Below are 26,831 nucleotides of genomic sequence, written 5' to 3'. Positions count from 1 at the left end.
CGGTGCGTTCACGTCCCGCTGCCCGTGATCGTGACCTTGGTGCCGACGGTCGTGTGCTCGTACAGCCAGCGGGCGTCGGCGGAGCGCAGGGCGATCAGGCCCAGGGTGGAGGGGCGGCGGCCGGGGACGTCGGCCGTGCCGTCGGTGCCGTAGAGGTAGTGCTGCTGCTGCCGGGGGCCGAGGAAGGCCAGCACCCAGTCGTGCTGTTCCACCTCGCCCGTCGGTGACGCGCTGAACCGCGCGTGCCGGAGGCGTTCGGTGACCCGGCCGACGGCGTCGTCGCGGAACGGCTGGTTCATGCCGGGCGCGGAGAGGGGGAACGTCCGTCCGCCCGCGCGCAGTTCAAGGGCGGTCAGGTCGATCCTGATCTCGTGGACGGTGCCGTCGTCGGGGGTCGGCGGCGGTGCCGGAGCGTGGGTGGACGCGGTCGCGGCAGGCGGCGGCGCGGACCGGTCGGCGCCGTCCAGCAGCGTCGTACCGGCGAGGACGGCCGTGCCCGCGACGACGAGCCCCGCCGCCGCCAGCCCGGCCCGGCGGGTACGGCGGCGCCGCACGGCCCGGCCGCGCACGACCGCTCCCGGGACGGGGGCGGAGCGCCTGCCCCGGGCGGCCACCTCGCCGAGCGTCCGCGTGAGCCGGTCGGCGACTTCCTCGGGCGCGGCCGGGCCCGACGGGTCATGAGGCATGCGTGGCCTCCTTCGTCCCGGTCATGGTCTCAGCCTCCTCGGGCGACAGATGGCGGGCGAGTGCGGCGCGGCCACGTGCCAGCCGGGCCTTGACCGTCCCGGCGGGCGAGCCGGTCTCCGCGGCGATCTGGTCCACGCTCAGGTCGCACACGTGGAACAGGACCACGGCCAGCCGCTGGGCCGGGGGCAGTCGGCGCAGGGCGGCGACCAGGGCGACGTGTTCCGGACCGGGGCCCGGGGTCTGCGACGGCGGCGCGTCCTCGCGGACGAGCTCCAGCCAGCGCCGGGCCCGCCGGAAGCGGCTGACCGCCAGCCGGGTGGCGACCGTGCGGATCCACGCCTCCGGCGCCTCGGCCGCGTCGAAGGACGTCCGCCGGTCCCAGGCCCGGACGAAGGCCTCCTGCACCACGTCCTGGGCCTCCGCGTGGTCGCCGGTGAAGGCGTACAACTGCCCCACCAGGCGAGGGAAGGCGGCCGCGTAGAACGCGTCGAACTCCTCCTCCGTCATCGGCCCCCCGTGTCCCCGTCAGTCCCCGTCGTCCCCGTGTCCCCGTCGTGGGGAGGCCGATCCTACGGCGCGGCGCGGGCCGTCCGCCCCCGCGCTCCGGAGCCGCAGAAATTCCGGGAGCCGGGTGCAACCAGGCCCCCCTCGCGGTGCGTAGAGGCCGTGTCAGCACACATCCCAGGGGGAACTTCCGTGTCCACACACGACGCGACCGGCCGCGCGCACGGCCACCCGGTCGGCCGCTCTGCCGCTCTCCGCTCGCTTGGCCGCCCGCGTGCCGCCCTCGGCGCACTCGCCGCCGTCTGCGCGCTCGTCCTCTCCGCCACCGGCTGCGCGGCCACCACCTCCTCGGCCGCCACCTCCGCCACCACCGGTCCGGCCACCCGGGACGCGCACCGGCCCACGGCCGCGCCCAGCCGGACCGCGCCCGCCGTGCCCGAGCCGGCCGCGCTCGCCCGGGCCCGGGTCAACGTCGGCGAGGGCGCCACCGTCGGCGTCGGCATGCCGATATCCGTGACCTTCCCGGAGCCGGTCCCGCGGTCCCGGCGGGCGGCCGTCGAGCACTGGCTCACCGTCGGCACCGAGCCCGCCGTCACCGGCGCCTGGAGCTGGGTCAAGGACCGCAACCTGCTCGACGGACAGCGCGTCGACTACCGCCCGCCCGCCTACTGGAGGCCCGGCACCCGCGTCACCCTGCGCGTCGGCACCCACGCCGTACGGCACTTCCGCGTCGGCCGCTCCCTGACCGCGACCGTCGACGTGCGCCGCCACACGATGACCGTCACCGAGGACGGCAGGCCCACCACGCGCATCCCTGTCACCGCCGGCCGGCCCGGCCTGGACACCTGGAACGGGACCATGGTCGTGATGGACAAGCAGCCCCGGGTCTACATGGACTCCCGGACCGTCGGCCTCGGCGACGCCTACCACGGCTACTACGCCTGGGCCGTGCACGTCACCGCGTCCGGCACCTACGTCCACCAGAACCCGAACGCCGACACCTACGCCGGCCGGTCCAACGTCACCCACGGCTGCGTCGGCCTCGCCACCGACGGCACCGCCGAAGACTTCTACCAGCGGGTCATCCCCGGCGACGTCATCCGTGTCACGGGCTCGAAGGACACCGTCGAGGCCGGCAACGGCTACGGCGACTGGAACCTCGGCTGGTCCGAGTGGCTGGCCCACGGCGGGGCCCGGAGGACCGGGGGATCGCCACGGTCGTGACCACCCGTACGGCGCTGGGCGCGCGGGGCGTCGAACCGAACCCGAACCGCACGGGCGGCGCGACCGGCGCCAGCGGGCCCTGGTCCCGGCCGTCGTACACCGTGGTGGCCGACACGACCGGGAGCAGGTCGAGGGCGCCGTACCACTCGCGCCGTCCGCCGCCCGCGCTTCCCCGGGTGCGCACGCCGAGCAGCAGCCTCGCGGGCGGGTACGTCAGCACCGTCCAGGCCGGCCGGGCGGCGAGCGGCGCGGGCACGGCGCGCAGGAGCCGGCCCATGAGGCCGCGCCGGCCGGTGGTGAGGCGCAGGTCCAGCGGGCCGGCCGTGATCTGCCAGTGCGGGCCCGCCACCCGTACGTCGACGGGCGTGACCTCCACGTCGTCGAAGGCGTAGGTCGCGGCGATGAAGTCGGCGGTCCGCCGGGAGGGCGCCAGCAGCAGCCGGCGCCCGTCCGCCCGCTCGACCATGACGTCGCTGAACCGTCCGAACGGCGACCGGGTCCAGTGGCCCAGCACCACACGGGTGCCGGACGTCGTGCCGGTCCCGACGATCCATCCCTCGAAACGCGTCCGCGTCCGCGTCCGCCGGCCGGGCACCGCGTCACCCGTCACCGCGGACGGGACGCGGACCGGGCGCCGCCCCGTGGCTTCCCGCCGGACTGCCCGCACCACGGCCTCCCGTACCGCCACCAGGCCGCCAGCCAGCCGGCCTGCATCGCCGCGTCGAGCAGGTACGTGGGGCGGATCCGGCCGAGAGGTACGTAGACGAGGTCCACGGCCAGCAGGGTCACGGCGGACCCGATGCCCGCCCGGCGCGCCTGGCCGAGGGACTCAGGGGCCGGACCGGTGCGCAGCAGGCTCCAGCCGGTCGTGGCGAGCAGCCCCGCCGTCGTCCGCTGGAGCCAGACGTCGGTCTTCGGCCCGAAGACCCACTCGAAGCTGCGCAGGTGCAGCAGGGGCCACCCACCGCCGACGAGATGGAACAGGCCCTGGGCCCGGGCGACGGTCACCGCGCTCATCGGCTTCCTCCGGTCACCTCATGTCCCCCCTGCCCCCCTGGACACCACGGGTCCCGGGTGACCCGCGTGTGCCCCGGCAAACCGGCAGGCGCGGGTCAGAGGGCGAGGAGCAGGGCGGACAGGGCGGTGAGACCGGCGCACACCGCGAGCGCCACGCCCACGCAGCGCCGCCGCAGCTCGGCGTACCGCTGCTCGTACTCGGCCCGCAGCGACACGCACCGGGCCGCGACGCGTTCGAGGTCGCCCCGGGCCCGCAGCAGACTGTCGGCCACGTACCGGCGCTCGACCTCCTCACGCTGCGCCGTCGTCAGCCAGTCCAGGGAGCCGGTGAACTCCCGGGCGCGCTGCTCCGCCTCCGCGACCCTGGCCTGCCACAGCAGGTAGCCCTCGACCTCGTTGCCGAGGTCGCCGCTCACCCCGGCCCCCTGCTGGGGCGGACCGCTCACCCCTGGCCCCGGTCGCTCGGGATCGCGACGGTGTGGCCCTCCTGCTCCCGCATCGCGATGTCCGGGTGGTGCAGGTCGAACGCCGGGGATTCGCTGCGGATCCGCGGCAGGGTGAGGAAGTTGTGCCGCGGCGGCGGGCAGGTGGTGGCCCACTCCAGCGAGCGGCCGTAGCCCCACGGGTCGTCCACGCCGACCGGCTTGCCGAACTTGGCCGTCTTCCAGACGTTGTAGAGGAACGGCAGCATCGACAGGCCGAGCAGGAAGGAGCTGATGGTCGACACCGTGTTCAGCGCGGTGAAGCCGTCGGCGGCCAGGTAGTCGGCGTACCGGCGCGGCATGCCCTCGGCGCCCAGCCAGTGCTGGACCAGGAAGGTGCCGTGGAAGCCGACGAACAGCGTCCAGAAGGTGATCTTGCCGAGACGCTCGTCGAGCATCTTGCCGGTCCACTTCGGCCACCAGAAGTGGAACCCGGCGAACATCGCGAAGACGACCGTGCCGAAGACGACGTAGTGGAAGTGGGCCACCACGAAGTACGAGTCCGAGACGTGGAAGTCCATGGGCGGCGACGCGAGGATGACACCCGTCAGCCCACCGAAGAGGAAGGTCACGAGGAAGCCGGCCGCCCAGAGCATCGGTGTCTCGAAGGACAGACTCCCCTTCCACATCGTGCCGATCCAGTTGAAGAACTTCACACCGGTCGGTACGGCGATCAGGAAGGTCATGAAGGAGAAGAACGGCAGCAGCACACCGCCGGTGACGTACATGTGGTGGGCCCACACGGTCACCGACAGACCGGCGATGGCGATGGTCGCGGCGACGAGACCCATGTAGCCGAAGATCGGCTTGCGGGCGAAGACCGGGATGACCTCCGTGACGATCCCGAAGAACGGCAGCGCGATGATGTACACCTCGGGATGGCCGAAGAACCAGAAGAGGTGCTGCCACAACAGGGGGCCGCCGTTGGCCGCGTCGTACACGTGGGCGCCGAAGATGCGGTCCGCGGCCAGCGCGAACAGCGCGGCGGCCAGCACCGGGAAGGCCAGCAGGACCAGGACGCCGGTCAGCAGCACGTTCCAGGTGAAGATCGGCATGCGGAACATCGTCATCCCCGGGGCGCGCATGCAGATGATCGTGGTGATGAAGTTGACCGCGCCGAGGATGGTGCCGAAGCCGGAGAACGCCAGGCCCATGATCCACACGTTGCCGCCGATCCCGGGGGTGCGGATCGCGTCGGACAGCGGGGTGTAGGCGAACCAGCCGAAGTCCGCCGCGCCGTTCGGGGTGAGGAAGCCACCGACCGCGATGAGCGAGCCGAACAGGTACAGCCAGTAGGCGAACATGTTCAGCCGGGGGAACGCCACGTCGGGCGCGCCGATCTGGAGCGGCATGATCCAGTTGGTGAAGCCGGCGAACAGCGGGGTGGCGAACATCAGCAGCATCACGGTGCCGTGCATCGTGAACAGCTGGTTGTACTGCTCGTTCGAGATCACCTGGAGCCCGGGACGGGCCAGTTCGGCCCGGATGATCAGCGCCATCAGCCCGCCGACCAGGAAGAACCCGAACGACGTCGTCAGATACAGCGTGCCGATCGTCTTGTGGTCGGTGGTCGTCAGCCACTTCACCACGACATTGCCGGGCTGCTTGCGCCGGACCGGCAGCTCGTTCTCGTACGAGTCCTCGGCTGGGGCGCCACCGCCCTGGGGTTCGTTGAGGATGCTCACAGGTCGTCCGTCTCCCGATGCTCGCCGTCCGCCCACGACAGGACGTCGGTCACCCGCCATCCTCACCACGCGAGACCGCCCCCGGGCCTCTGGGCGTGCGAGGTACGGCCGTTCGGATGACGGATACACCCGACCGGCCCAACGGGACCCGGCTCAACGGGCCCCGGCCCCGCCGGGAGCTCCGAGGGCGACCTGTCAGCGGGGGCTCGTCAGGGGGCGGGCTCGATGTCCCCCGCGAAGACGATCACCTGGTCGATGAGGTTCGTACGGGGCCGCAGGTGCACCACGTCCGTCCCGGCCAGCCGCGGTCCGCCGTCCGGTGTGGTGAAGACCCACTGGTAGCGGGCCCACTCGCCCGGCATGTCCACCGCCGAACAGCGGACCATCGTGCCGGCCCCGGCGGGGTGGCGGCGGATGTCCAGCACGAACCGTTCGACCGCCTCCACTCCCTCGCTGCGGCCCAGCGGACCCCAGAACACCACGTCGGAGGTGAGGGCCTGGGACAGCAGGGAGATCACCTGGCCGTCGTCCCGGGTGTTGAACGCCGAGAGGAACATGTCGATCGCTGACTGCGCGGCTTCTTCCAGCATGCAGCAGTCATACCAGCCGCGCCGGGGCCCGCCGACAGCCTCTCAGCGGGAACCCGCGGTCTCCGGCCCGGCGGGGGCCGTGGCGGCTAGGATCCTTGGCATGGCCCTGACCCTGAGCGACGTGGAGCGGTTCGAGGCGGCCCGGCCCCGGCTGGAGGCCATCGCCTATCGCCTGCTCGGCTCCGCGAGCGAGGCCGAGGACGCCGTGCAGGAGACGTTCCTGCGCTGGCAGGCCGCCGGCTCCGACCACATCGAGGTCCCCGAGGCCTGGCTGACCAAGGTCCTCACCAACCTCTGCCTCAACCAGCTCACCTCGGCCCGCGCGCGGCGCGAGACCTACGTGGGCCAGTGGCTGCCCGAGCCGCTGCTCGCCGGGGACCCGATGCTGGGCCCGGCCGACACCGCGGAACAGCGCGAGTCGGTGTCGTACGCCGTTCTCACCCTGCTGGAGCGCCTGTCCCCGGGCGAGCGGGCGGTGTACGTGCTGCGGGAGGCCTTCGACTACCCGCACCGGGAGATCGCCGCGATCCTCGACATCAGCGAGGCCGCGAGCCAGCAGCTCTTCCACCGGGCCAAGAAGCACGTCGCGGACGGCAGGGCCCGTACCGAGATCGACGAGGCCGCCGCCCGGCGGATCGTCGAGGAGTTCCTCGCCGCCGCCACCAGCGGCCGGACCGAGCCGCTGGTACGGCTGCTCACCCAGGACGTCGTCTCGATCGGTGACGGCGGCGGCAAGGTCCCGGCCCGCACGAAGCCCTTCGAGGGCGCGCTCACGGTCGCGAAGTTCATGCGGGGCCTGTTCAAGCCCGGCAAGGCCAAGCAGAACCTGGTCGGCGGCTCGCCCGCGGTCTACGCCACCACCGCCAACGGCGAGCCGGCCGTCGTGGCGGTCCTCGACGGGCGGGTCATCGGCGTCATCTGCCTGGAGGTCACCGCCGACGGCATCCGGGCGTTCCGCGGCCAGGCCAACCCCGACAAGCTCGAACGCGCGACCCGGCACTGGGCGGCCACCGACCACGGCGAACCCCTGCTCCACGCCTTCTGACCCCGGGCTCCGCGCCCTCCGACCCGATGTGAGGTGCTTCACACCGCGTTCCTGTCAGGAAACGGCGGGCCGCCCGGTTCAAGGGGCGAATCCGCTCAAGACAGGAGTCAGGAAATGCAGCACCGCATCGTCGTCCTCGGAGCCGGATACACCGGAGCCATCACCGCCGGACGCCTCGCCAGGCGGCTGCGCCCCGAAGACGTCGCCATCACCCTCGTCAACGCCGAGCCCGACTTCGTGGAGCGCGTCCGGCTGCACCAGCTCGCCACCGGCCAGGACCTCAAGCCCCGGCCGTTCAGCGAGATGTTCGCGGGCACCGGCGTGGAGCTGAGGCTCGCGCGGGTCACCGGCGTCGACGTCGACCGCAGGACCGTCGCCGTCACCGACGCGGACGGCGCCGGGGAACTGGAGTACGACACCCTCGTGTACGCCCTGGGCAGCGGCTGGAACGACCAGGGTGTCCCCGGCGTGGCGGAGCACGCCCACGAGATCGCGGGCCGTGCCGGGGCGCTGCGGCTGCGCGAGCGCCTGGCCGGGCTGGCGGCCGGGCAGCCGGTGGTCGTGGTCGGCGGCGGACTCACCGGTCTGGAGGCGGCGGCCGAGATCGCCGAGGCCCGCCCGGACCTCGAAGTCGCCCTCGCCGCCCGCGGCGGCCTCGGCGACTGGCTCTCGGACAAGGGCCGCGCCCATGTGCGCAAGGTCTTCGCCGGGCTCGGCGTCACCGTGCACGAGCACACCACCGTCACCGCCGTGGCGGCCGACCACGTCACCACCGCGGACGGCGCCTCGGTCCCGGCCGCGGTCACCGTGTGGACCACCGGCTTCGCCGTCCACCCGATCGCGCGGGCCACGAGCCTGGAGGTCACCGGCACCGGGCAGATCGTGGTCGACCGGTCCATGCGCTCGGTCTCGCACCCGGACGTGTACGCCGTCGGCGACGCGGCCCTGGCGATGGGCCCCGGCGACAAGCCGCTGCGGATGTCGTGCGCCTCGGGCGTCCCCACCGCCTGGCAGGCCGCCGACGCCATCGCGGCGCGCCTGACCGGCGGCAAGCTCCCTAAGGTGCCGCTGCGCTACTTCAACCAGTGCATCTCGCTGGGCCGCAAGGACGGCCTGATCCAGTACGTCACCGCCGACGACCGGGCGGTGCGGTCGGCCCTGACCGGCCGGATCGCCGCCGTCTACAAGGAAGTGGTCTGCAAGGGCGCGGCCTGGGGCGTCGCCAACCCGCTCATGGTGCCGGCCCCGCGGCGGCGCGTGGTGCGGCAGCGGGCGGACGCGGTGGCACCGGCGAACGCACCGGCCTGAGCCCGGGGTTCGGTGCGGCGCTCCGCCGCCGGCGGGCGAACGGCGTCCGGCGCCGGCCGCGCGGACCACACCGGTTGTCGTCGGCGGTTCGCGGCGACAACCGGGCGGCGCGGGCCGTGGCGCCCTCATGCGGCACGCGGCTCGTGGCCGAACCGTGTGCCGCACGGGACGCGGTGCGCGGGTCCGGCCCGCTCCGGGTCCGGGTGCCACATCCCGTGCCGCTCACACCCGAGAACCGGGACGCCGCGGCCGCGGGCCGGACGGAACGACCGGCGGCCCCGGAAGGGTCACCAGCGCCAGGCGTCCTCGTCGGCGCGCGTGGCCGGGGCGGGCGTGGCCGACGCGGCCGGGGGCGCGTCGTGGCAGGTGAAGCCGAGCCGGGTCAGTGCCCGGCGCATCTCGCCCGAGGTGAAGTCGCGGCGGTCCTGCTTGGTGATCACTTCCCCGACCTGCATGACGGGGTAGACGCGACGGCCGATGCTCACCGACACGCCGGTGACCGGTTCGGGCGCGATGCCGCTCATCGACTGCTCGACCTCGCTCTTGATCAGGTCGAAGGGGAAACGGGCGATGACACAGCGCATGGCGGACTCCACAGGGTTGGGGGAGGGACAGCGGAGGGATCGACCGTAGGCTCGCCCCGGACGAGGGGAGCGAATCCCGGTACCTGGACTACGAGTTGTTCCTGGGGGCGGAGCGACGGGTGCGGGCGGCCGCCCCCCGGCCGGCGGCGCGCCCCCGGCGACCGCGGGTGGCGGACCCCGTGCGCTCGCTCCGTTCGGCGGCCGGCACGGTGACCGTGACGGGTACGCCGGAGGGGGTGCGGGCACCGGTGATGCGGTGCAGTTCGGCCTCGCCCGGGCGGACCCGGACGGTGCGCGCGGTGATGCCGGCGTCGGCCATCAGGCGGTCCATCGCTCGCCGCTGGTGCGGCAGGACCAGGGTGACGACCGTGCCGGACTCGCCGGCCCGGGCGGTACGGCCGCCCCGGTGCAGGTAGTCCTTGTGGTCCGCGGGCGGGTCGACGTTGACGACGAGGTCGAGGCCGTCGACGTGGATGCCGCGGGCGGCGACGTTGGTCGCCACCAGGACCGTGACGTGGCCGTCCTTGAACTGGGCGAGGGTGCGGTTGCGCTGGGGCTGGGACTTGCCGCCGTGCAGGGCCGAGGCGCGCACCCCGACGGACAGCAGGTGCTTGGCCATCCGGTCGGCCGCGTGCTTGGTGTCCAGGAACATGATCACGCGCCCGTCCCGGGCGGCGATCTCGGTCGCGGCGGTGTGCTTGTCGTCGTCGTGCACGTGCAGCAGATGGTGCTCCATGGTGCTGACGGCTCCCGCGGACGGGTCGACCGAGTGCACGACGGGATCGTGGAGGTAGCGCCGTACCAGCAGGTCGATGTTGCGGTCCAGGGTGGCCGAGAACAGCAACCGCTGGCCGCCGTCGGCGACCTGGTCGAGCAGGGCGGTCACCTGCGGCATGAAGCCCATGTCGGCCATCTGGTCGGCCTCGTCCAGAACGGTGACGGCGACCTGGTCCAGCCGGCAGTCGCCCCGGTCGATGAGGTCCTTCAGCCGGCCGGGTGTGGCGACGACGACCTCGGCGCCGCCGCGCAGCGCGCTCGCCTGGCGGCCGATGGACATGCCGCCCACCACCGTGGCGAGCCGCAGCCTGAGGGCGCGGGCGTACGGGGTGAGGGCGTCGGTGACCTGCTGGGCCAGTTCCCGGGTGGGGACGAGGACGAGCGCGAGCGGCTGCCGGGGCTGGGCCCGCTGTCCGTCCAGACGGGCCAGCAGCGGCAGACCGAAGGCGAGCGTCTTGCCCGAGCCGGTGCGCCCCCGGCCCAGGACGTCCCGGCCGGCCAGCGCGTTCGGCAGCGTGGCCGCCTGGATCGGGAAGGGCGCGGTGACGCCTTCGGCGCCGAGCGCGGCCAGCAGGCGCGCGGGCATGTCCAGCTCGGCGAACGTCTCGACCGCCGGCAGCGGTTCGGTGAGGGTGACCGGCAGGGCGAACTCCTGCCGGCGGGTGCCGGAGCGCGCGCCCGCACCGCTCCTGCGTCCGGTGCCCGGGCGGGGGCTCTGCCGGCCCTGCTCCTGCGTACGGGAGCGGCCGCCGCGCGTGCCGCCGGCCGTCCGGGTGGACGTCCGGTCCGCGCGGAAGCGGCCTGGGTCGCCGCCGGTGCGACGGGTGCGGTTCATGAGGGAACCTTCCTCGATGCGGCGTATCGAGGAATTCCGCCCAGCGGTGAACGAGCCGCGCGTGGATTCACAAGAATGAGCCGACGGAAATGCGAAAATCCGGGCCGGGCCGGGAAAACAATGGGCTGGGGCCCGCACCCCGAGAGCGCGGGCCCCAGCACCATGCAGCGCGTCAGCGTCAGGCGGGAACGATGTTCTCGGCCTGCGGGCCCTTCTGGCCCTGCGTGACGTCGAAGGTAACCTTCTGGCCTTCCTGAAGCTCGCGGAAGCCGGAGGTGGCGATGTTCGAGTAGTGGGCGAACACGTCGGCGCCGCCGCCGTCCTGCTCGATGAAGCCGAAGCCCTTTTCCGCGTTGAACCACTTCACGGTGCCAGATGCCATATTGAATCTCCCTTGGGGGGCAATGCCGGACTCCGCACTTTACGGAGCCGAGTCGCCGCGATGATTACCCCTCCGGAAGAATCCGGAAAGCTCTGCAAAGAAAAAATCTCTGGCAACCAAAACTGCAACTGGTATCACGCTAACACAGGCCGGCCGGAAGCCCCATGTGTTTTCGTGATCGTCCAAGTATTCTCATGCGGCCACGGTCGGAATTTCTGTAGCGGCGGGTCTAGGTATCCGTAGGGCGTTCGTCGAGCCTCCGGCGCATGTCCCGGTTCACGCGGAGGGCGTCGTCGAGCTGGTCCTCCAGGGAGATGATGCGGCACGCGGCCTCGATGGGCGTGCCCTGGTCCACGAGTTCCCGGGCGCGGGCGGCGATGCGCAGCTGGCGGCGCGAGTACCGGCGGTGGCCGCCCTCCGAACGCAGCGGGGTGATCAGCTCGGCCTCGCCGATGGCCCGGAGGAAGGCGGGAGTTGTGCCGAGGACGTCGGCGGCCCGCCCCATCGTGTAGGCGGGGTAGTCGTCGTCGTCCAGGCTGTCGGCGGGGGCGTTCTCAGCGGGCATAGCACCTTCGTCTCGGGGACGCGGTGAGGAAACCGGGCATGTGCGGCACCCGTGTCCCGAGGAGTTCGGTACCCTCCGCGTCGTCCGACAACCCTAACTCCGGCAGCCCAGGAGATCTGTCCCCGCCGCGACAGACCTGCTTCCTCACGGCCGCCGCAGCAGCCCCCGCTCCATGGCCACCACCACCGCCCTCGTCCGGTCGTTCACGTCGAGCTTGGCGAACAGGCGCAGCAGATGCGTCTTCACCGTGGCCTCGGCGATCATCAGGCGCCTGCCGATCTCGGCGTTGGTGAGGCCGTCCGCGACGGCGTCGAGGACGTCGGTCTCCCGGTCGGTCAGCGGGTCGTGCACGGGCCGCCGCATCCGTGCGACCAGCTTCTCGGCGACCCGGGGAGCGAGGACCGTCTCGCCGCGCGCCGCCGCGTGGACGGCGTCGACGAGCTGCTCACGGGTGGTGTCCTTGAGCAGGTAGCCGATGGCACCGGCCTCCACCCCGCGCTCGATGTCGGCGTCGGTGTCGTACGTCGTCAGGATCAGCACCCGGGTCCGCGGGTGGCGGGCGACGATCTCGGTGGTCGTCGCGACCCCGTCGAGGACGGGCATCCGCAGGTCGACCAGGGCCACGTCGGGGTCGTACCGCTCCACGAGGCCGAGTGCGGCGCGCCCGTCGCCGGCCTCGCCGACGATCTCGATGCTGTCCTCACCGGCGAGCAGGGCGAGGACCCCGGCCCGCATGACGGCGTGGTCGTCCACCACGACGACCCGCAGTGCTCCCGTGCTCATGCCTCCACCTCGCCCGTCAGGGGGACCATCGCCAGGATCCGTGTCCCGTCGCCCACCGAACTCGTCACTGTGAGCCTCCCGCCCAGTTCCGCCAGACGCTTGCGCATGCCGTCGAGCCCGAAGCCCCGCGACTCCTCCACCACGAACCCGGTGCCGTCGTCGGTGACCTCCAGCTCGACACCGTACGGACGCCGGGCCAGCACCACCCCGACCGTGGAGGCGCGCGCGTGCTTGCGCACGTTGGCCAGGGACTCCTGGGTGCAGCGCAGCAGCGCGATCCGGGTCTGCTGGTCGCACTCCAGGTCCGCCAGGTCGGCGACCACGGTGAGCCCCGTGTCCTCGGCGAAGCGGTCCAGCGTGCGGCGCAGGGTCCGCGCCACCGAGCCGGCCGCCACCCGGCCCGGACCGGGCTGCCGGGCCGAGCCGACCAGTTCCCGGGCCTCCGCCAGGTTCTCCCGGGCGGTGGACTCGATCGACCGCAACTGCTGGGCGCTGCGCGCCGGATCGCCGGCCATGCCCTCCCGTGCCGCCTCCGCGAGCACGATGATCGACGCGAAGCCCTGTGCGAGCGTGTCGTGGATGTCCCGTGCGATGCGTTCCCGTTCGTCCGCCGCGCCCTGCCGCTGGTGCGCCTCGGAGAGCTGCGCCTGGGTCCGCTCCAACTCCTCGATGAGCCGGGCACGTTCGCTGCTCTGCTCGACCACCGAGTGCGCCCACAGGCCGATCAGCACGCCCACCGCGACCACGATCAGGGTGGAGACCACCGTCTCGCCGAAGAACTCCGCCGACCAGCCCTGCCGGACCAGGGCCCCGGCCAGTGTGGATCCGGTGGCCAGTGCGAGGAAGACCATCGAGACCCGGGGTGTGCGCCCGAACATCCAGTAGTGCGGGAGCGTCACCATGAACAGCGCCGCGTAGCTGCTGCCCAGGTACGCCAGCCCGCCGAGCACGAGCACGAGCACCGAGAGGTAGACGTGCGGACGGACGACGGGATTGCGGGGGAAGCGGTCGAGCGCCGCGTAGCACAGCACCACGCAGGCGAGCAGTCCGAGCGCCTGGTACGCGCTCCCGCCGGGCGGGGCGGTCGCCACCAGCCCGACGGCCATCGCCCCGAACAGCGCCCAGCACACCGTGTTCCACCGGCGCAGCGAGATGGCCCAGAAGGCACCGGACGAGGGGTCGGCGAGAGCGGTCATACCGATCAACGTACGTCGACCACCGCTCGCCCGTCCGCCGGATGCGCCGGGGCCGCGGCGCCGCGTCCCGCCGTCCGCGCGGGCCACCAACTCGTCTCGCCGAGCAGCAGCATCGCCGCCGGCAGGACCATGATCCGGACGATGAACGCGTCGAGCAGCACGGCGACCGCGAGGACGAAGCCGATCTGCTTCATCTCGATGATGTGCAGGAAGACGAAACTCACGAAGACGGTCGTCATCACCACCGCCGCGCTGGTCACCACGCTCGCCGACCTGCGGATGCCGTCGAGCACGGCCTGCCGCGTGGACGCGCCCGCGAGCACGGCCTCCCTGATCCGGCTCACCACGAACACCTGGTAGTCCATCGAGAGTCCGAAGAGGATCACGAAGAGGAACAGCGGTACCCGCGACCCGATCGAGCCGGTGGAGTGGAAGTCCAGCACCCCCTCGGCCCAGGTCCCCTGGAAGACGAGAACGAGCAGTCCGAGCGAGGCCGCCGCGGAGAGCAGGTTCAGCAGGACCCCGATGAGGGCCAGCACCAGCGAGCGGAACGCGTACGCGGTCATCGCGAACGTCACGAGCAGCAACGCGCCGAGGACCAGCGGGAGTTTGCCGTTCTGGTGGGCGGGATAGTCGGTGTACCGGGCCACGTCACCGCTCACCGCGAACTCGGCCCCGCCGACCCGGCCGACGGTCGCGGGCAGGTAGGTGTCGCGGAGGTGGTCGAGGGAGTCGTACGCCTGCTCGGAGTCGCCCAGGTACGGCACCCTCAGTTCCAGCACGCTGATCCGGTGGTCGGCCGAGGTCCGGACGGGCGAGGCCCCGCTGAACAGCGGGTCGGCGCCGGCGCGCCGGGCCAGCTCGCGCAGCGCCCCGGCGACCTCGCCGGAGCGCGCGGCGTCGGCGCGTACGACGACCTGGTGCGTGACCCGCTGCTCCGGGAAGGCCTCGTTGAGGCGGTCGTAGACCCGCATGGCCGGGATGTCCCGGGAGTGCGTGTCCCGGCTCATCTCGGTGATCTTCAGCCCGGCCAGCGGGGTGGCGAGCGCCAGCAGGGCGAGGACGGAGACGCACAGGGTGGCCAGCGGGTGCCTGCGCGCCGGCCGCAGCAGGGCGTTCCACACCCGGCCGCCGCTGTCGCCGCCACGCGTCCGGCGCGGCGGCTTCCCGCGCCCGGCCCGCCGCAGCGCCCTGCGCTCGGCCCGCTGACCGAGCTTCACCAGCAGCGCGGGCAGCGCCGTCAGCGAACTGGCCACCGCGACCAGGACGACCACGATCGTGCCGGTGGCCAGCGAGGAGAAGATGACGTCGGAGGCGAGGTACAGCGTCGCGGTGGACGCCACGACCGCGAAGCCCGAGACCACGACCGCCCGGCCCGAGGTGGCCGCGGCCAGTTCCACCAGCGCCTCGGCGCTCAGCCGGCCGGCCGCGCGGGCACGCTCCTCACGCTCCCGCTTGAGGTAGAAGAGGGTGTAGTCCACGCCGACCGCGAGGCCGATCATCAGGATGACGTTCGTGCCGACCCCGGCGTCGGGGGAGAGGTGCGAGGCCACCATCGACAGGCCGACGGCCGCCGCGATCGAGGACAGCGCGAGCAGCAGCGGCACCCCGGCCATGGTCACGGACCCGAAGACGACCAGCAGGGTGATGAGGGTGACGGGAAGGGTGATCTTCTCGGAGAGCGCCAGGTCGTGACCGCGCTGCTCGTCCACGCCCTTGCTGATGGAGGGGCTCCCGGTCTCTTCGAGGAGCAGCGCGGGATGGTCCCTGCCCACCGCCTCCGTCTGCGCGCCCAGCGCGTCGACCTTGTCCTTCGCGTCCCGTTCCTCGCCCTTCAGGGCCACCGCGACCATGAGGGTCCGGCCGTCCCCGGACCACACCGGACCGGCCACACGGGCGACTTCGGGCAGCCGCTCCATCCGTGCGGTCAGCTCCTCGGCGGCGCCCCGGGCCGCCGCCCGGTCGAGAGGACCCGACCGTGCCGAGATCAGCACCTGCTCGGTCGAGAGCCGTTCCAGGTGGCCCTCGGCGGCCATCGCCTCCGCCCGCCCGGCCTCCCCGACCCGGTAGTCGGCCGTCGTCGCGCTGTGCGTGCCGACGGCACCGCCGACCCCCAGGCACACCCCCACGAACACGAGCCAGCCGAGCACGGCCCGCCAGGGGTGCCGGGCGCTCCAACGCGCCATCCGTACGGTGAGTGAATTCATACGGAAAGGCTCGCCGCTGGGCCCAACCGGCGGACAGAGGTACCTGGTTGAACTTGCCGTCCACCGATCGGTGGACGGGGTGAGTGCTCGCCCCGTCCCCGCCCCCGGGCGGCCCGCCCGGGGACGGGGACGCCGACTCGGCTATGTGTTGGGCTCCGCCGCGCTGATCTGGCTCAGCGCGGAGTCGGTGTCCCGCTCGACGGCCAGGTCGCCCAGGGAGACGATGCCGACCACGCGGTCGCGGTCGGGATCGACCACCGGCAGGCGGCGTACCGCCTTCTCCCGCATGAGGCCGACCGCGCGGTCGATCGGGTCGTCCGGGGTGACCGTGGTCAGGTCGGTGCTGCACGCGTCCTCGACGTGCACACCGCTGACGTCACCGCCCTCGGCGAGGATCCGCACGGTCAGGTCCCGGTCCGTCACCAGGCCCCGCGGGTGGCCCTCCTCCGTCACCAGGACCGCGCCGATGTCCTCGTCCCGCATACGGCGGGCGACGTCGGCGACGTAGTCCTGCGGGCTCACCTCGACCGGCGGGGCGGTCATCACGTCCCGCACCATGTGTGCTGTCGCCATGGCAGAACCTCCGAATACGTGTCTCGTCGTGTCGGCTCTCGTTCGTGCCGGTGCGTTAGCCGGACTACCACGAATACGGCGATCCATGTCTGCTTCGATGCGATATGTGCCATATGTAGGGCGGTGTACGCGTCTGTCTCCATGGGCACCCGTCAGTCACTCCCACCCCTCGGGCAACACCCTGACCGCACCAGCGGGAGGAAGCATGATCAGCCATCGGCATCTGGTGGAAGAGGTGGCGTCACGGGCCCGCCTCGGCGACGAGGAGGCCGCCGACGCCGCCGTGCACCTCGTCCTCGCGGCGCTGAGCAGCCGTCTCGACCCACCGCACCGGGAGCACCTGCGGCAGGCCGTACCACCCCATGAGCGCGGCGCCCTGGAGATCGGCGCGCTGCGCAACGGTGGCGGGGAGCGGCGCGGTGGCGAGGCGCCGCACGGCTCGGCCGACCCGCTCGACGCCTTGCTGGCCGACGTGGCCCGGCCCGTGGACGCCACCCCGGAGCAGGCGCTGTTCCTGGCGCAGACGGTGGTCTCCCGGATCACGGCCGCGGACGCCGGCCTGGAGGCCGACCTGCGCGGCGCTCTCCCGGAGGAGTTCGGCCCGCTGTTCACCGAACCCGGCCCGCGGCCCGGACGGTCGGCGGACCGCTGACCACCGGGGCGGGCCGCCCACCCGGGCCGCCCGCCCGGCCCGCCGTCCGCCGCGCCATTATGGACTTGCCGGTCCATTTTCTGCGGCGCACAGTGGTCCGCACACCGCGAGACAAGGGAGAGCGCGCCATGAGCGGACGGCTGCGGAACAAGACGGCGCTGGTCACGGGATCGACCAGCAACATCGGACAGGCGATCGCGGAGGCGTTCGCCGCGGAGGGTGCCCACGTCATCGTGTCCGGCCGGAACCGGGAACGGGGGGTCAAGGTCGTCGAAGGGATCCGCGCGGCCGGCGGCCGGGCCGACTTCCTGGCGGCGGACCTCGACGGCAGCGCCGAGGCCTCCCGGGACCTCGCCGCCCGGGCCCGCGAGACCCTGGGCGGACGGATCGACATCCTGGTCAACAACGCGGGCATCTACCCCGCCCCCGGCACCACCGCCACCGACGAGAAGACGTTCGACGAGGTCTACGGGGTGAACGTGAAGGCGCCGTTCTTCCTCACGGCCGCCGTCGTACCCGGCATGACGGAGTCCGGTGGCGGCGCGATCATCAACCTCGGCTCCTGGATCGCGCGACTGGCCGTTCCCGTCGCCGCGCTCTACAGCTCCACCAAGGGAGCCATGGAGACGCTCACCCGGGCGTGGGCCGCGGAGTTCGGCCCGCTCGGCGTGCGGGTGAACGCCGTCTCACCGGGCGTGATCGTTCCCCCGGCGCCGGAGGGCGGCGAGCCCCACCCGGGCGAGGTCATGATGAACGGCACGCCGGCCGGCGGCACGGGCACGCCGGACGCCATCGCCCATGCCGCGGTCTGGCTGGCCAGCGACGAGGCGGCCTTCGTGCACGGAACCGTGGTGGACGTCGACGGGGGCAGGACGAGCGTCGCCGTCATCGCCGCGTAGACACGGTCAGCCGGCTGGACGAGGAGCCGGTCAGCCGGCTGGTCCAAGGAACGCCGGCCGGGGCGGTGGTGTCGTCGGCGCCCGGCGCCGGGTGCGGGCGGTCCGCCGGGCCGGGACCGAGCGGTGAGGCGGCCCGGGCAGCCGTGACGAGAGGCCGGCCGTCCACCTCGCCGGGTGGGCCGGGGCGCGTACCCGGGCGGCCCGCGCGTGCGGCTTTCCGGGCCGCTGCGTCCGTGGGCAGGAGGGTTCCCGGCCGCGACGGGGCATACGGAAGATCAGGGGCCGGAGGCACCGGACGACGTACACGCGCGGTGACCCGCGAGCACAGGAGGCCACGACATGGCAGGGGCGGAGAGAACCGGGACCGACCGGCGGCGACAGCGGGCGGAACCCCGTGCCCGGGCCCGGCTCGCCGACGCGGTCGAAGCCATCGGCGCCGGGGCGTACGTCGTCGACGAGCAGGGTCACATCCTCGCCGCGAACACCCCCGCCGAACGCCTGCTGGCCCGGCCCGTCGCGGACCTGCTCGGCCAGGACGCCCATGACCTGCTGCACCGCGGGCCGCAGGGCCAGCCGCTGCCCACGACGCAGTGCGCCATGCGGCAGGCGTTCCACGCCGGAAATCCGGCGCAGGGCCACGAGGAGCACTTCCTGCGCGGTGACGGTTCCCTGCTGCCCGTCGCCTGGATGATCGCCCCGTACGACCTCGGTGACAGCGGCGACCGGCGGACCGGCACGCTCGTCGTCTTCCACACCCCCGAGCGGGCGGTCGCCGAGCCGCGCCCGGAGCGGGCCACCGAGGTGCTGACCGACTTCGAGCGGCTGGCCCTGCTCGCCGAGACCACCACCCGGCTGACCTCCACCCTCGACGTCGACGAGGCGCTGCGCCGGCTGGTGTCCCTGGTGCTGCCCCGGCTGGCGGACTGGGCCGTCATCGACCTGATCACCGAGCACGACGAGGTGTGGCGCACCGCCGTCGTACACGCCGAGGACGACCGCCTGGTGCACCACGAGGACCTCGAAGGGCCGATGCCGCCGGTCCCCGAGGAGTCGCCGATGCCGCTGTCCCGGGCGCTGCGCGGCGTGGCCTCCGCCCTGGCCGGGCCGGCCACGTACCGGCGTGCCCCGGATTCCGGCATCGCGGTCGAGCAACGCCGTCTGTTCGAGGCCACGGGCATCCACTCGGCGGCCATCGCCCCGATCCGCGGTACCCGGGAGGTCCTCGGGGCGCTCACCCTGGGCCGGGCCGAGAAACCGGGGGGCTTCACGACCGCCGACCTGCCCCTGCTGGAGGACATCGCCCGCCGCGCCGGGGTGGCGCTGGACAACGCCCGCCTCTACCAGCGCCAGCGCGCGGTCGCCGAGACCATGCAGAACCACCTGCTGCCGCAGATGCCGCGGGTCCCCGGACTCCAGATGGCCGTCCGCTACCTGCCCGCCCCGGACGCCTCCCAGGTCGGCGGCGACTGGTACGACGCCTTCACCCTGTCCGACGGATCCACCGCCCTGGCCATCGGGGACGTCGTGGGCCACGACCTGGAGGCCGCGGCCGGCATGGCCCAGCTGCGCAACATGCTCCGCGCCTACGCCTGGTCCCAGCAGGAACCGCCCAGCCGTATCGTCCAACGGCTCGACGAGGCGATCATGCCCATCACCGACGTCACCATGGCCACCCTCGTCCTCGCCCGGCTCACCCGGACGGACGACGGCAACTGGCAGCTGACCTGGACCAACGCAGGACACCCCCCGCCCCTGCTCGTCACCCGCGACGGCCTGGCCGACTACCTCACCGAAGGCCACAGCCTCCTGCTGGGGACGGGGGTCCGCGCGCCCCGGCCCGACGCCAGCGTGCTGCTGCCCCCGGGCTGCACCCTCCTGCTGTACACCGACGGCCTCATCGAGGCACCCGGCCACACCCTCGACGAGGGTCTGGGCCGGCTGCGCCAGCACGCCGCCGCCCTCGCCCACCGCCCGCTGCCGTCCCTCACCGACCAGCTCCTGCGCCGCGTCCACCCGCCCGGCCTCGACGACGTGGCCCTCCTCGCCCTGCGCACACCGCCCCAGTCGGACCCGGGTCGTACGGCGCCCCGGAGACGGTGAGTCAGCCGGTCCCGCGCGGCTCGTTCCCGCGGCCCTCGGCCGTCTCCAGCAGCCCCACGAACATGGTCCGGTGGAGCACTTCCACGTGCCGGCGCGCGATGTCGGCCGCCGCCGCGGTGTCGCCCGCGCGCAGGGCGTCGACCAGGGCGCGGTGCTCGCGGTTGGACTCGCGCAGGGCGTCCATCGGGTAGGGCAGGTAGTAGCGGTACAGCCGCTGGAGCACGCCCCGGTAGGCCTCGGCCGCCGCGGGCACGCCGGTGGCGGCGGCGACGGCGAGGTGGAACCGCTCGTCGCAGCCGTGGAACTCCGCCCAGGTCGGAACCTGGTCCATCTCGTCGGCCAGCCGCTCCAGGTGCGCCAGCGCGGCTTCGTCGGCGTTGCGGGCGGCCAGGTGGGCGAGGCCGCACTCCAGCACGAGCCGCTGGTCGACGAGCGCGTGGACCTCGCTGTTCTGCGCGCGGTAGGAGTCCATCGCGCCCACCACGCCCCGGGCGGGCCGCTCGGCGACCCGGGTGCCTCCGTTGCGGCCCCGGCGGCGTTCCAGGACGCCGTCCTGGCAGAGCGTGGACAGGGCGCGGCGGACGGTGATCTCGCCGACGTCGAGCGCCGCGGCGATCCGGTCGGTCGGCGGAAGCTTCTCGCCCGGGGCGAGCAGCCCCAGATCGACGGCGAGCCCGATGCGCGCGCGCACGGTGTCCAGGGCCGTGAGCCGGCGTATGCCGTCGAGCGCGGGGGCGTTGAACGGCAGGGGCGCCGCGGCGGCCGGCCGCGCGCCGGCCGGCTGCGTGTCGGGGCCGTCCTGGGGGTGAGGCATGTCGTCAATGTAGCGAGGCCGGAAAACGGATCAAAATGAGCCTATTGATTAACAACTCACCTTGAGCTAATTTCCTGGTCATGTCCCGCCCCCTCCCCCTCGCCCTCGCCCAGGCGCCTCCCCGCCCGGCGACGGCGCCCCTGTCCGGATTCGCCGAGGACGTCCAGGAACTGCTGGCCCGCTTCCCGCAGACCCGCCTCGCCGTGTACCCGGAACTGCATCTGTGCGGCGTCGACGGGCCGCCGTCGGCTACCGGGCAGCTCCAGGAGGCCGCCGAGCCGCTGGACGGCCCCCGCTCCCGGCAGCTCGCCGAGCTCGCCGGTGACCTGGGCATCTGGCTCGTACCGGGCACCGTGTGCGAGCGCGGCGAGCGGGGTGAGCTGTTCAACACGGCGCCGGTCTACTCGCCCGACGGCCGCCTCGTCGCCTCGTACCGCAAGATCTTTCCGTGGCGGCCGCACGAGCCGTACGACCCCGGCGACCGCTTCGTCGTGGCGGACCTGCCCGGCGTCGGCCGTATCGGCATCTCGATCTGTTACGACGCCTGGTTCCCGGAAGTGGCGCGCCAACTGGCCTGGCTGGGCGCCGAGGTGATCGTCAACCCGGTCATGACCACCACCGCCGACCGCGCCCAGGAACTCGTCCTGGCCCGGGCCAACGCCATCGTCAACCAGGTCTTCGTGCTCAGCGTCAACACCGCCGGCCCCGTCGGCACCGGCCGCAGCCTGGTGGTGGACCCCGAGGGACGGGTGCGCGCCGAGGCCCCCGACTCGGCCGCCACGGTGCTGACCGACGTCCTCGACCTGGACGACGTCACGCGCGTGCGCACCTTCGGCACGGCGGGGCTCAACCGCATGTGGGACCAGTTCACCGACGCCGACTCCCCGATCGACCTGCCGCTGTACGGCGGCCGTATCGACCCCCGCCGCTGGCGCCCCGCCACCGGCTGAGCCTCCCCACCCGCTCGTCCGTCCCCCGGCGCTCCCCCCTGGAGCCCGTCATGGAGCCCGCTATGGAGCCCGTTATGGAGAACGCCCCCGCCCAGGGCCTCACCCGTGCGCTGACGCTCAGATCCGTCGTCCTGTTCGGCCTCGCCTACATGACCCCGCTGATCGTGCTCGGCACGTTCGGCGTCGTGGCCGAGAGCACCGGCGGCACCGTGCCCACCGCCTACCTGCTGGCCCTGCTCGCCATGCTGTTCACCGCGCACAGCTACGGGAAGATGGCCGCCGCGCACCCCGTGGCCGGGTCGGCGTACACCTACGTCCGCAGGGCCATCGACTCCCGGGTGGGCTTCCTGATCGGCTGGGCCACCCTGCTCGACTACTTCTTCCTGCCCATGGTCATCTGGCTGATCGGCGGGGCCTACCTCCAGGCCCAGTTCCCCGGTGTCCCGTTCTGGGTGTGGATCATCGGCTTCATCGTGCTGACCACCGCCCTGAACGTGCGGGGCATCAAGACGGCCGAGCGGGCCAACGACCTGCTCATGACCTTCCAGGTGCTGGTGATCGGCATCTTCGTCGCGCTGTCCCTGCGGCACGTGCTGCACGTCGGGGGCGCCGGGGCGCTGGCCGGCACGGCACCGTTCGCCAACCACGCCACCACCCTGGCGGGCATCTCCGCCGGAGCGGCGATCGCGGCCTACTCCTTCCTCGGCTTCGACGCGGTCACCACGCTCACCGAGGAGACCATCGAGCCGCAGCGCACCATGCCCCGGGCCATCCTGCTGATCGCCCTGATCGGCGGCGGCATCTTCGTGGCCGTCGCCTGGGCCACCCAGCTGGCCCATCCCGGCAGCTCCTTCGACGACCCCAGCTCCGCCGCCTTCGAGATCGCCCGGACCATCGGCGGCGACCTGTTCTCGTCGGTCTTCCTGGCCGGCCTGGTGGTGGCCCAGTTCGCGTCCGGCATCGCCGCGCAGGCGAGCACGTCCCGGCTGCTGTACGCCATGGGCCGCGACTCCGTCCTCCCGCGCCGGATCTTCGGCCATATCCACCCCCGCTACCGCACCCCGGTCCTCAACATCCTCCTCACCGGCGTGGTCGGCCTGATCGCCCTGCGGCTGAGCGTCGCGACCTCCACCTCCTTCATCAACTTCGGCGCCTTCATCGCCTTCACCTTCGTCAACTTCTCGGTCATCGCCACGTACGTGCGCGAACGGCGCGCGGGCCGCCGCCCCGGCCCGCTGGGCCATGTGATCGCCCCCGCGATCGGCGCCGCCGTGGACATCTGGCTCCTGACCCACCTCGACACCAAGGCCCTCGTCCTCGGCCTCATCTGGCTCACCCTCGGCATCTGCTACCTCGCCTACCTGACCCGGGGCTTCCGCACGCCCCCGCCGGAGCTGACCTTCGAGGAGGAGCAGCCGGCCGTCACCGAGCGGGTGTGAATCCCGGGACCGGCCGCGGCGCGGTGCGGTGCCCGCGGCGCCGGCCGACCGGGTGAACCGGCGTCACGGGGCCGGAAAAGGGGCGCGGCGCCACCCACCCGTGGAACGGGCGGGGCGGCGCCGCGCGTCGAACCGGTGACTCATCCGGGGAAGGGCTTGCTCGCGTCCTCGTCGGCCTTGACGCACGCGTCGAGCTTCTTCTGGATGGCGGCGGCCTCGCTCAGCGCCTTCTTGGCCGCCGCGGTCTCCCCGAGCTGCTTCAGCCTCGCGGCCTTGTCCTTGAGGGCGGCTATCTGCTGCCGCATCTGGTTCTTGTGGCAGATGATGGCGGCCCTGGTGGAGACCGCGCCCCGGCCGGCCGGCGTGGCGGCGTGGGCGGGCACCGACGTGATGAGGAAGCCGCCGACGACGGCCGCGGAGACGGCCAGGGCGGAAAGGCGCTTGGTCATGAGGTGATTCCCCCGTGAACGGCTTGAGTTGGTCGAAGTGGATCTTACGGGGAGCGGGCCGGAGCGCCGGTGCGGGGCAGCCGGCGGGTCGAGTGCCCGGCCGCCCGCCCCGACGGGGGTCTGACGCAGCGAGCGGAAGCCCGCACGGATCTCCTGGACGAGCAGCTCCGGCTGCTCCCAGGCGGCGAAGTGGCCGCCCTCGCCGAGCCTGTTGGAGGCGTTCACCCGGATGGGGGCCGACGGCTTCGCCGAGCGGGCGCGTGGGGAGCTTCTGGCGACCGGGGAGACCGTACGCGAACGGACCGCGGGCGCCGACGTCGGACTCACCCACCAGGAAGCCCAGATCTCCCGGCTGGCCGGCGCCGGGCACACCGACGGAGAGATCGCCGCCCGGCTGTTCATCAGCCCCCGCACGGTGGAGTGGCACCTCGGCAATGTCTTCGCCGAGCTCGGCGTGCGCTCTCGCGGACACCTGCGCTCCGTGCTGCCGCCCCCGTGACCGGGCCGGGCCCGACGACGGCCCGGTGTCCTCAGCGGGTGGTGAGCATTCCCTCGCGCAGGCGGGTCAGGCAGCGGGACAGCAGCCGGGAGACGTGCATCTGGGAGACACCGAGGCGTTCGCCGATCTGGGCCTGGGTGAGTTCCTCGACGAAGCGCATGTGGATGATCTGCCGGTCCCTCTCGTCGAGCTCGGCGATCAGAGGGGCCAGGGCGTGGAAGTCCTCCACCAGCTCCAGGGCCGCGTCCTCGGCGCCGATGAAGTCCTGGAGGGCCGCCTCGCCCTCCTCGCTGCCGTTGATCGCGGCGTCGAGAGAGGCGGAGTTGTAGCCGTTGGCGGCCAGGCGGGCCTCGCGGACCTCGTCCTCGGACAGGCTCATCAGCTCCGACAGTTCCTTGTCGGTCGGGGTGCGGCCCAGCCGGCTGCGCAGTTCCTCGGTGGCGCGGGCGAGCTGGACGCGGGCCTCCTGGAGGCGGCGGGGCACGTGCACGGCCCAGGTGGTGTCGCGGAAGAACCGCTTGATCTCGCCGACGATGTAGGGGATGGCGAAGGAGGTGAACTCCGCCTCCCGCGACAGCTCGAACCGGTCGATCGCCTTGATCAGGCCGATCATGCCGACCTGGACGATGTCCTCCATCTCCTCCGGTCCACGGCTGCGGAAGCGGCCGGCCGCGTAGCGGACCAGGGACATGTTCATCTCGATCAGCGTGTTGCGGGCGTAGCTGTGTTCGGGGGTGCCCTCTTCCAGGACCGCCAGCTGCTCGAAGAACAGCCGCGAGAGCTCCCGGGCGTCCTTGGGCGCCACCTGGGAGGGATCGGCGACTTCGGGCAGTTCGGTCGTCTGCGTGTCGGCTGCCGTCGTGCTCGTGAGCGCCATGCTGTTCCCCTCCCGCGTTCGAACTGTCCGCCATCACCGACCCGGGGTCGGCGTCATCGCAGCGGCTACCCCCTCATCCTGCACCTACACCCGGGCCCGCACGAATCGAGGGGAGGCCCCTGCTCGGTGACCGAGGGCTCGCGACGCGTGCCGGTGCGGGTGCTCTTCCCGGTCGATCCGGGGCAGACGTGGGGAGACCAGCGGGACGAACGAAGGAGGCGGACATGGCCGAGGACTCCTCGGTGAGGGCGGTGGGATGGGCGCGCTCACTGCCGGTCAGCAGCGGGGTGAAGGCGGCCCGGGACTGGACGCGCGCGCACCTGACGTCGCTGGGCTGGACCGAGACGGCGCCGGACCTGGTGGACTCGGTGCTGTTGACGGTGTCCGAGCTGGTCACCAACGCCCATGTGCACGCCCGCAGCACGGCACAGCTGATCCTCACCTGGGACCAGGCGTGTCTGCACGTCACCGTCCACGACGCCTCTCCCCGGCTGCCCGAGCAGCGTGACCCCGGGACCGGTGCGCTGGGCGGACGCGGTCTGCTCCTGGTCGACGCGCTGGCCGACACCGTGGAGGTGCACCGCTGCCCCTACGGCAAGGACGTCACCGCGTGCTTCCAGCCACCCTCGCGCTCGGCGACCGGATAGGCCGGACGGACACACACGCGGGGACCGGCTGGACTCCAGCCGGTCCCCGCGTGTGGAAGGGGTGAGGGGTCAGGGTCACCATCGATACCAGCGGCCGCGGCCACCACCGGCGGTGGTGGAGCGCATGACGAAGCCGAGCAGCCAGAGCACCAGGACGGCGACGGCGACCCACCAGAGAACCTTGATGGCGAATCCGGCGCCGAAGAGAATCAGCGCGAGGAGCAGAACAAGCAGCAGGGGAACCATAGTCATCTACCTCCTTGCCCCACCGTTTGCCCTCGGTCGGTTCCCGCATTCCTCGAAGACGCCTTGTTTGTGAAGGAAATGCGGGGGAACCCGTGGCAGGGCTTTCACGCGGTATTCGTGCCGTGATTCCCGTCGTGATTCCTGCCGTGCGGACGGGAAATCAGTCGCTGGAGAGAACCTCCAGGAGGTCGCCGACGGCTCGGTCGGGCAGGGCCCGGGCGACGTCCGCCAGGGCGACGATGCCGACGAGGCGGTGACCGTCGATGACGGGCAGCCGGCGTACCTTGTGCGAGGCCATGGTGCGCAGGAGCTCTTCCACGTCGTCGTCCGCGCCGATCGTCACGGCCTCTTCCTGTGCCAGCTCACCGGCCTTGACCGCGGCGGGGTCCTTCCCGGTCCCGAGGACCTCGACGACGATGTCCCGGTCGGTGAGAACCCCCTTGAGACGGTCGTCGGCGCCACAGATGGGAAGCGCGCCGACGCCGAGTTCGGTCATCTTGCGGGCGGCGTCGAGAACGGTCTCCTCGGCGGCCACGCATTCCGCGCCCTTGGTCATGATGTCCCGTGCCGTGGCGGTCACTCGTCCTCCTGAAAGGTCGTAATGTCCGGGACATCTCGATTAACCCGTAACCGGTGGGCGAAACGACCTGCCGGAAGATCGGTGTGCGTCTTTCGCCGGGTATCGGGGACGACTCCGCACCGGACGCAGGGGTGAGGGTGTACGGCGGCAGCCGATGTGGATGTTCCCGGCACGGGGTGCGGCGGCCCTGCTGTCCGGGGTGGTCGCCCCGGCCCCTATGGCGGGGGCATCGCCC

30 protein-coding genes are annotated in these 26,831 nt (G+C 72.7%); 10 read left to right on the top strand and 20 right to left on the bottom strand.

Annotated features, from left to right (window positions below; genetic code table 11):
• Nucleotides 1–8: 8 nt before the first annotated feature.
• Nucleotides 9–686, bottom strand: a complete 678-nt coding sequence (locus ACH4LD_RS20735) for a L,D-transpeptidase (RefSeq protein ID WP_398054774.1) — start codon at nt 684–686, stop codon at nt 9–11.
• A complete protein-coding gene (locus tag ACH4LD_RS20730; RefSeq protein ID WP_398054773.1) occupies nt 676–1,194 on the bottom strand; it encodes a SigE family RNA polymerase sigma factor in 519 nt (172 codons plus the stop codon). The genes ACH4LD_RS20735 and ACH4LD_RS20730 overlap by 11 nt, the downstream gene beginning before the upstream one ends.
• 189 nt (nt 1,195–1,383) lie before the next feature.
• Here ACH4LD_RS20730 and ACH4LD_RS20725 point away from each other — a divergent pair, with 189 nt between their 5' ends.
• Complete coding sequence (locus tag ACH4LD_RS20725; RefSeq protein ID WP_398054772.1) at nt 1,384–2,415, top strand: L,D-transpeptidase; 1,032 nt, start codon at nt 1,384–1,386, stop codon at nt 2,413–2,415.
• Here the strand turns inward: ACH4LD_RS20725 and ACH4LD_RS20720 are convergent.
• From ACH4LD_RS20720 to ACH4LD_RS20700, 5 genes are all read right to left on the bottom strand, one after another.
• A complete protein-coding gene (locus ACH4LD_RS20720) occupies nt 2,297–3,025 on the bottom strand; it encodes a hypothetical protein (protein ID WP_398054771.1) in 729 nt (242 codons plus the stop codon). The two genes, ACH4LD_RS20725 and ACH4LD_RS20720, sit on opposite strands and share 119 nt — an antisense overlap.
• Entirely contained in the window at nt 3,022–3,432 is a 411-nt protein-coding gene (locus ACH4LD_RS20715) for a hypothetical protein (RefSeq protein ID WP_398054770.1), read from the bottom strand. The genes ACH4LD_RS20720 and ACH4LD_RS20715 overlap by 4 nt, the downstream gene beginning before the upstream one ends.
• Nucleotides 3,433–3,527: 95 nt before the next feature.
• Nucleotides 3,528–3,848, bottom strand: a complete 321-nt coding sequence (locus ACH4LD_RS20710) for a cytochrome C oxidase subunit I (RefSeq protein ID WP_132784741.1) — start codon at nt 3,846–3,848, stop codon at nt 3,528–3,530.
• A 26-nt stretch (nt 3,849–3,874) separates the two neighbouring features.
• Nucleotides 3,875–5,599 carry a cytochrome c oxidase subunit I gene (gene ctaD / locus ACH4LD_RS20705; RefSeq protein WP_398054769.1) on the bottom strand — a complete coding sequence of 575 codons (1,725 nt, stop codon included), beginning with the start codon at nt 5,597–5,599 and terminating at the stop codon, nt 3,875–3,877.
• Between the two features lie 209 nt (nt 5,600–5,808).
• Nucleotides 5,809–6,189 (bottom strand): nuclear transport factor 2 family protein, encoded by a 381-nt coding sequence (locus ACH4LD_RS20700; protein ID WP_132784739.1) that lies wholly within the window; start codon nt 6,187–6,189, stop codon nt 5,809–5,811.
• Between the two features lie 100 nt (nt 6,190–6,289).
• Here ACH4LD_RS20700 and ACH4LD_RS20695 point away from each other — a divergent pair, with 100 nt between their 5' ends.
• Together ACH4LD_RS20695 and ACH4LD_RS20690 are read left to right on the top strand one after the other, a co-directional pair.
• Nucleotides 6,290–7,234, top strand: coding sequence for an RNA polymerase sigma-70 factor (locus ACH4LD_RS20695; protein WP_398054768.1), 945 nt, complete (start codon nt 6,290–6,292; stop codon nt 7,232–7,234).
• A 114-nt stretch (nt 7,235–7,348) separates the two neighbouring features.
• Nucleotides 7,349–8,542, top strand: a complete 1,194-nt coding sequence (locus tag ACH4LD_RS20690; RefSeq protein ID WP_398054767.1) for an NAD(P)/FAD-dependent oxidoreductase — start codon at nt 7,349–7,351, stop codon at nt 8,540–8,542.
• 287 nt (nt 8,543–8,829) lie between these two features.
• Here ACH4LD_RS20690 and ACH4LD_RS20685 read toward each other — a convergent pair whose 3' ends face one another.
• The 8 genes from ACH4LD_RS20685 to ACH4LD_RS20650 form a co-directional block, all read right to left on the bottom strand.
• Nucleotides 8,830–9,126, bottom strand: a complete 297-nt coding sequence (locus ACH4LD_RS20685) for an SCO5918 family protein (protein WP_103817515.1) — start codon at nt 9,124–9,126, stop codon at nt 8,830–8,832.
• 88 nt (nt 9,127–9,214) lie between these two features.
• On the bottom strand, nt 9,215–10,738 hold the full coding sequence (locus ACH4LD_RS20680; protein ID WP_398054766.1) for a DEAD/DEAH box helicase: 1,524 nt from the start codon (nt 10,736–10,738) through the stop codon (nt 9,215–9,217).
• A 178-nt stretch (nt 10,739–10,916) separates the two neighbouring features.
• Complete coding sequence (locus ACH4LD_RS20675) at nt 10,917–11,120, bottom strand: cold-shock protein (protein ID WP_007383480.1); 204 nt, start codon at nt 11,118–11,120, stop codon at nt 10,917–10,919.
• A gap of 229 nt (nt 11,121–11,349) precedes the next feature.
• On the bottom strand, nt 11,350–11,685 hold the full coding sequence (locus tag ACH4LD_RS20670) for a MerR family transcriptional regulator (RefSeq protein ID WP_398054765.1): 336 nt from the start codon (nt 11,683–11,685) through the stop codon (nt 11,350–11,352).
• Nucleotides 11,686–11,829: 144 nt separating this feature from the next.
• Complete coding sequence (locus tag ACH4LD_RS20665; RefSeq protein WP_398054764.1) at nt 11,830–12,468, bottom strand: response regulator; 639 nt, start codon at nt 12,466–12,468, stop codon at nt 11,830–11,832.
• Nucleotides 12,465–13,664 (bottom strand): sensor histidine kinase, encoded by a 1,200-nt coding sequence (locus ACH4LD_RS20660; protein WP_398054763.1) that lies wholly within the window; start codon nt 13,662–13,664, stop codon nt 12,465–12,467. The genes ACH4LD_RS20665 and ACH4LD_RS20660 overlap by 4 nt, the downstream gene beginning before the upstream one ends.
• A gap of 5 nt (nt 13,665–13,669) precedes the next feature.
• The gene (locus ACH4LD_RS20655; protein WP_398054762.1) at nt 13,670–15,871 is read right to left on the bottom strand and encodes an MMPL family transporter; all 2,202 of its coding nucleotides are present in this window, start codon (nt 15,869–15,871) and stop codon (nt 13,670–13,672) included.
• Nucleotides 15,872–16,012: 141 nt separating this feature from the next.
• Nucleotides 16,013–16,444: a CBS domain-containing protein gene (locus ACH4LD_RS20650; protein WP_398054761.1), complete on the bottom strand. Its 432-nt coding sequence runs from the start codon at nt 16,442–16,444 to the stop codon at nt 16,013–16,015.
• A gap of 205 nt (nt 16,445–16,649) precedes the next feature.
• Here ACH4LD_RS20650 and ACH4LD_RS20645 point away from each other — a divergent pair, with 205 nt between their 5' ends.
• The 3 genes from ACH4LD_RS20645 (at nt 16,650) to ACH4LD_RS20635 (ending at nt 20,095) form a co-directional block, all read left to right on the top strand.
• Entirely contained in the window at nt 16,650–17,096 is a 447-nt protein-coding gene (locus tag ACH4LD_RS20645; protein ID WP_398054760.1) for a DUF2267 domain-containing protein, read from the top strand.
• A 128-nt stretch (nt 17,097–17,224) separates the two neighbouring features.
• Nucleotides 17,225–17,995 carry an SDR family NAD(P)-dependent oxidoreductase gene (locus ACH4LD_RS20640; protein ID WP_398054759.1) on the top strand — a complete coding sequence of 257 codons (771 nt, stop codon included), beginning with the start codon at nt 17,225–17,227 and terminating at the stop codon, nt 17,993–17,995.
• A gap of 339 nt (nt 17,996–18,334) precedes the next feature.
• Nucleotides 18,335–20,095: a SpoIIE family protein phosphatase gene (locus ACH4LD_RS20635; protein WP_398054758.1), complete on the top strand. Its 1,761-nt coding sequence runs from the start codon at nt 18,335–18,337 to the stop codon at nt 20,093–20,095.
• A 1-nt stretch (nt 20,096) separates the two neighbouring features.
• Here the strand turns inward: ACH4LD_RS20635 and ACH4LD_RS20630 are convergent, their stop codons facing one another.
• Nucleotides 20,097–20,909 (bottom strand): GntR family transcriptional regulator, encoded by an 813-nt coding sequence (locus tag ACH4LD_RS20630; RefSeq protein ID WP_132784727.1) that lies wholly within the window; start codon nt 20,907–20,909, stop codon nt 20,097–20,099.
• A gap of 80 nt (nt 20,910–20,989) precedes the next feature.
• On the opposite strand from ACH4LD_RS20630, the gene ACH4LD_RS20625 reads away from it, so the two are divergent.
• Both ACH4LD_RS20625 and ACH4LD_RS20620 read left to right on the top strand, forming a co-directional pair.
• A complete protein-coding gene (locus ACH4LD_RS20625) occupies nt 20,990–21,859 on the top strand; it encodes a carbon-nitrogen hydrolase family protein (protein WP_398054757.1) in 870 nt (289 codons plus the stop codon).
• A 74-nt stretch (nt 21,860–21,933) separates the two neighbouring features.
• A complete protein-coding gene (locus ACH4LD_RS20620; protein WP_398054756.1) occupies nt 21,934–23,298 on the top strand; it encodes an APC family permease in 1,365 nt (454 codons plus the stop codon).
• 140 nt (nt 23,299–23,438) lie between these two features.
• Here ACH4LD_RS20620 and ACH4LD_RS20615 read toward each other — a convergent pair whose 3' ends face one another.
• On the bottom strand, nt 23,439–23,747 hold the full coding sequence (locus ACH4LD_RS20615; protein WP_398054755.1) for a hypothetical protein: 309 nt from the start codon (nt 23,745–23,747) through the stop codon (nt 23,439–23,441).
• A 229-nt stretch (nt 23,748–23,976) separates the two neighbouring features.
• On the opposite strand from ACH4LD_RS20615, the gene ACH4LD_RS20610 reads away from it, so the two are divergent.
• Nucleotides 23,977–24,246: a helix-turn-helix transcriptional regulator gene (locus tag ACH4LD_RS20610; protein ID WP_398054754.1), complete on the top strand. Its 270-nt coding sequence runs from the start codon at nt 23,977–23,979 to the stop codon at nt 24,244–24,246.
• 31 nt (nt 24,247–24,277) lie between these two features.
• Here ACH4LD_RS20610 and ACH4LD_RS20605 read toward each other — a convergent pair whose 3' ends face one another.
• A complete protein-coding gene (locus ACH4LD_RS20605; RefSeq protein ID WP_398054753.1) occupies nt 24,278–25,123 on the bottom strand; it encodes an RNA polymerase sigma factor SigF in 846 nt (281 codons plus the stop codon).
• Between the two features lie 224 nt (nt 25,124–25,347).
• Between ACH4LD_RS20605 and ACH4LD_RS20600 the strand changes: the two genes are divergently transcribed.
• The gene (locus ACH4LD_RS20600) at nt 25,348–25,770 is read left to right on the top strand and encodes an ATP-binding protein (RefSeq protein ID WP_398054752.1); all 423 of its coding nucleotides are present in this window, start codon (nt 25,348–25,350) and stop codon (nt 25,768–25,770) included.
• Nucleotides 25,771–25,845: 75 nt separating this feature from the next.
• On the opposite strand, the gene ACH4LD_RS20595 is transcribed toward ACH4LD_RS20600, so the two are convergent.
• Nucleotides 25,846–26,016 carry a hypothetical protein gene (locus tag ACH4LD_RS20595; RefSeq protein ID WP_014673915.1) on the bottom strand — a complete coding sequence of 57 codons (171 nt, stop codon included), beginning with the start codon at nt 26,014–26,016 and terminating at the stop codon, nt 25,846–25,848.
• 160 nt (nt 26,017–26,176) lie between these two features.
• Nucleotides 26,177–26,572 (bottom strand): CBS domain-containing protein, encoded by a 396-nt coding sequence (locus ACH4LD_RS20590; protein ID WP_207928334.1) that lies wholly within the window; start codon nt 26,570–26,572, stop codon nt 26,177–26,179.
• Nucleotides 26,573–26,831: the final 259 nt, after the last annotated feature.

Origin of the sequence: Streptomyces sp. NPDC017676 (assembly GCF_044329325.1) — a bacterium.
GTDB lineage: Bacteria > Actinomycetota > Actinomycetes > Streptomycetales > Streptomycetaceae > Streptomyces.
This window is presented reverse-complemented; position numbering and strand designations above follow the sequence as displayed.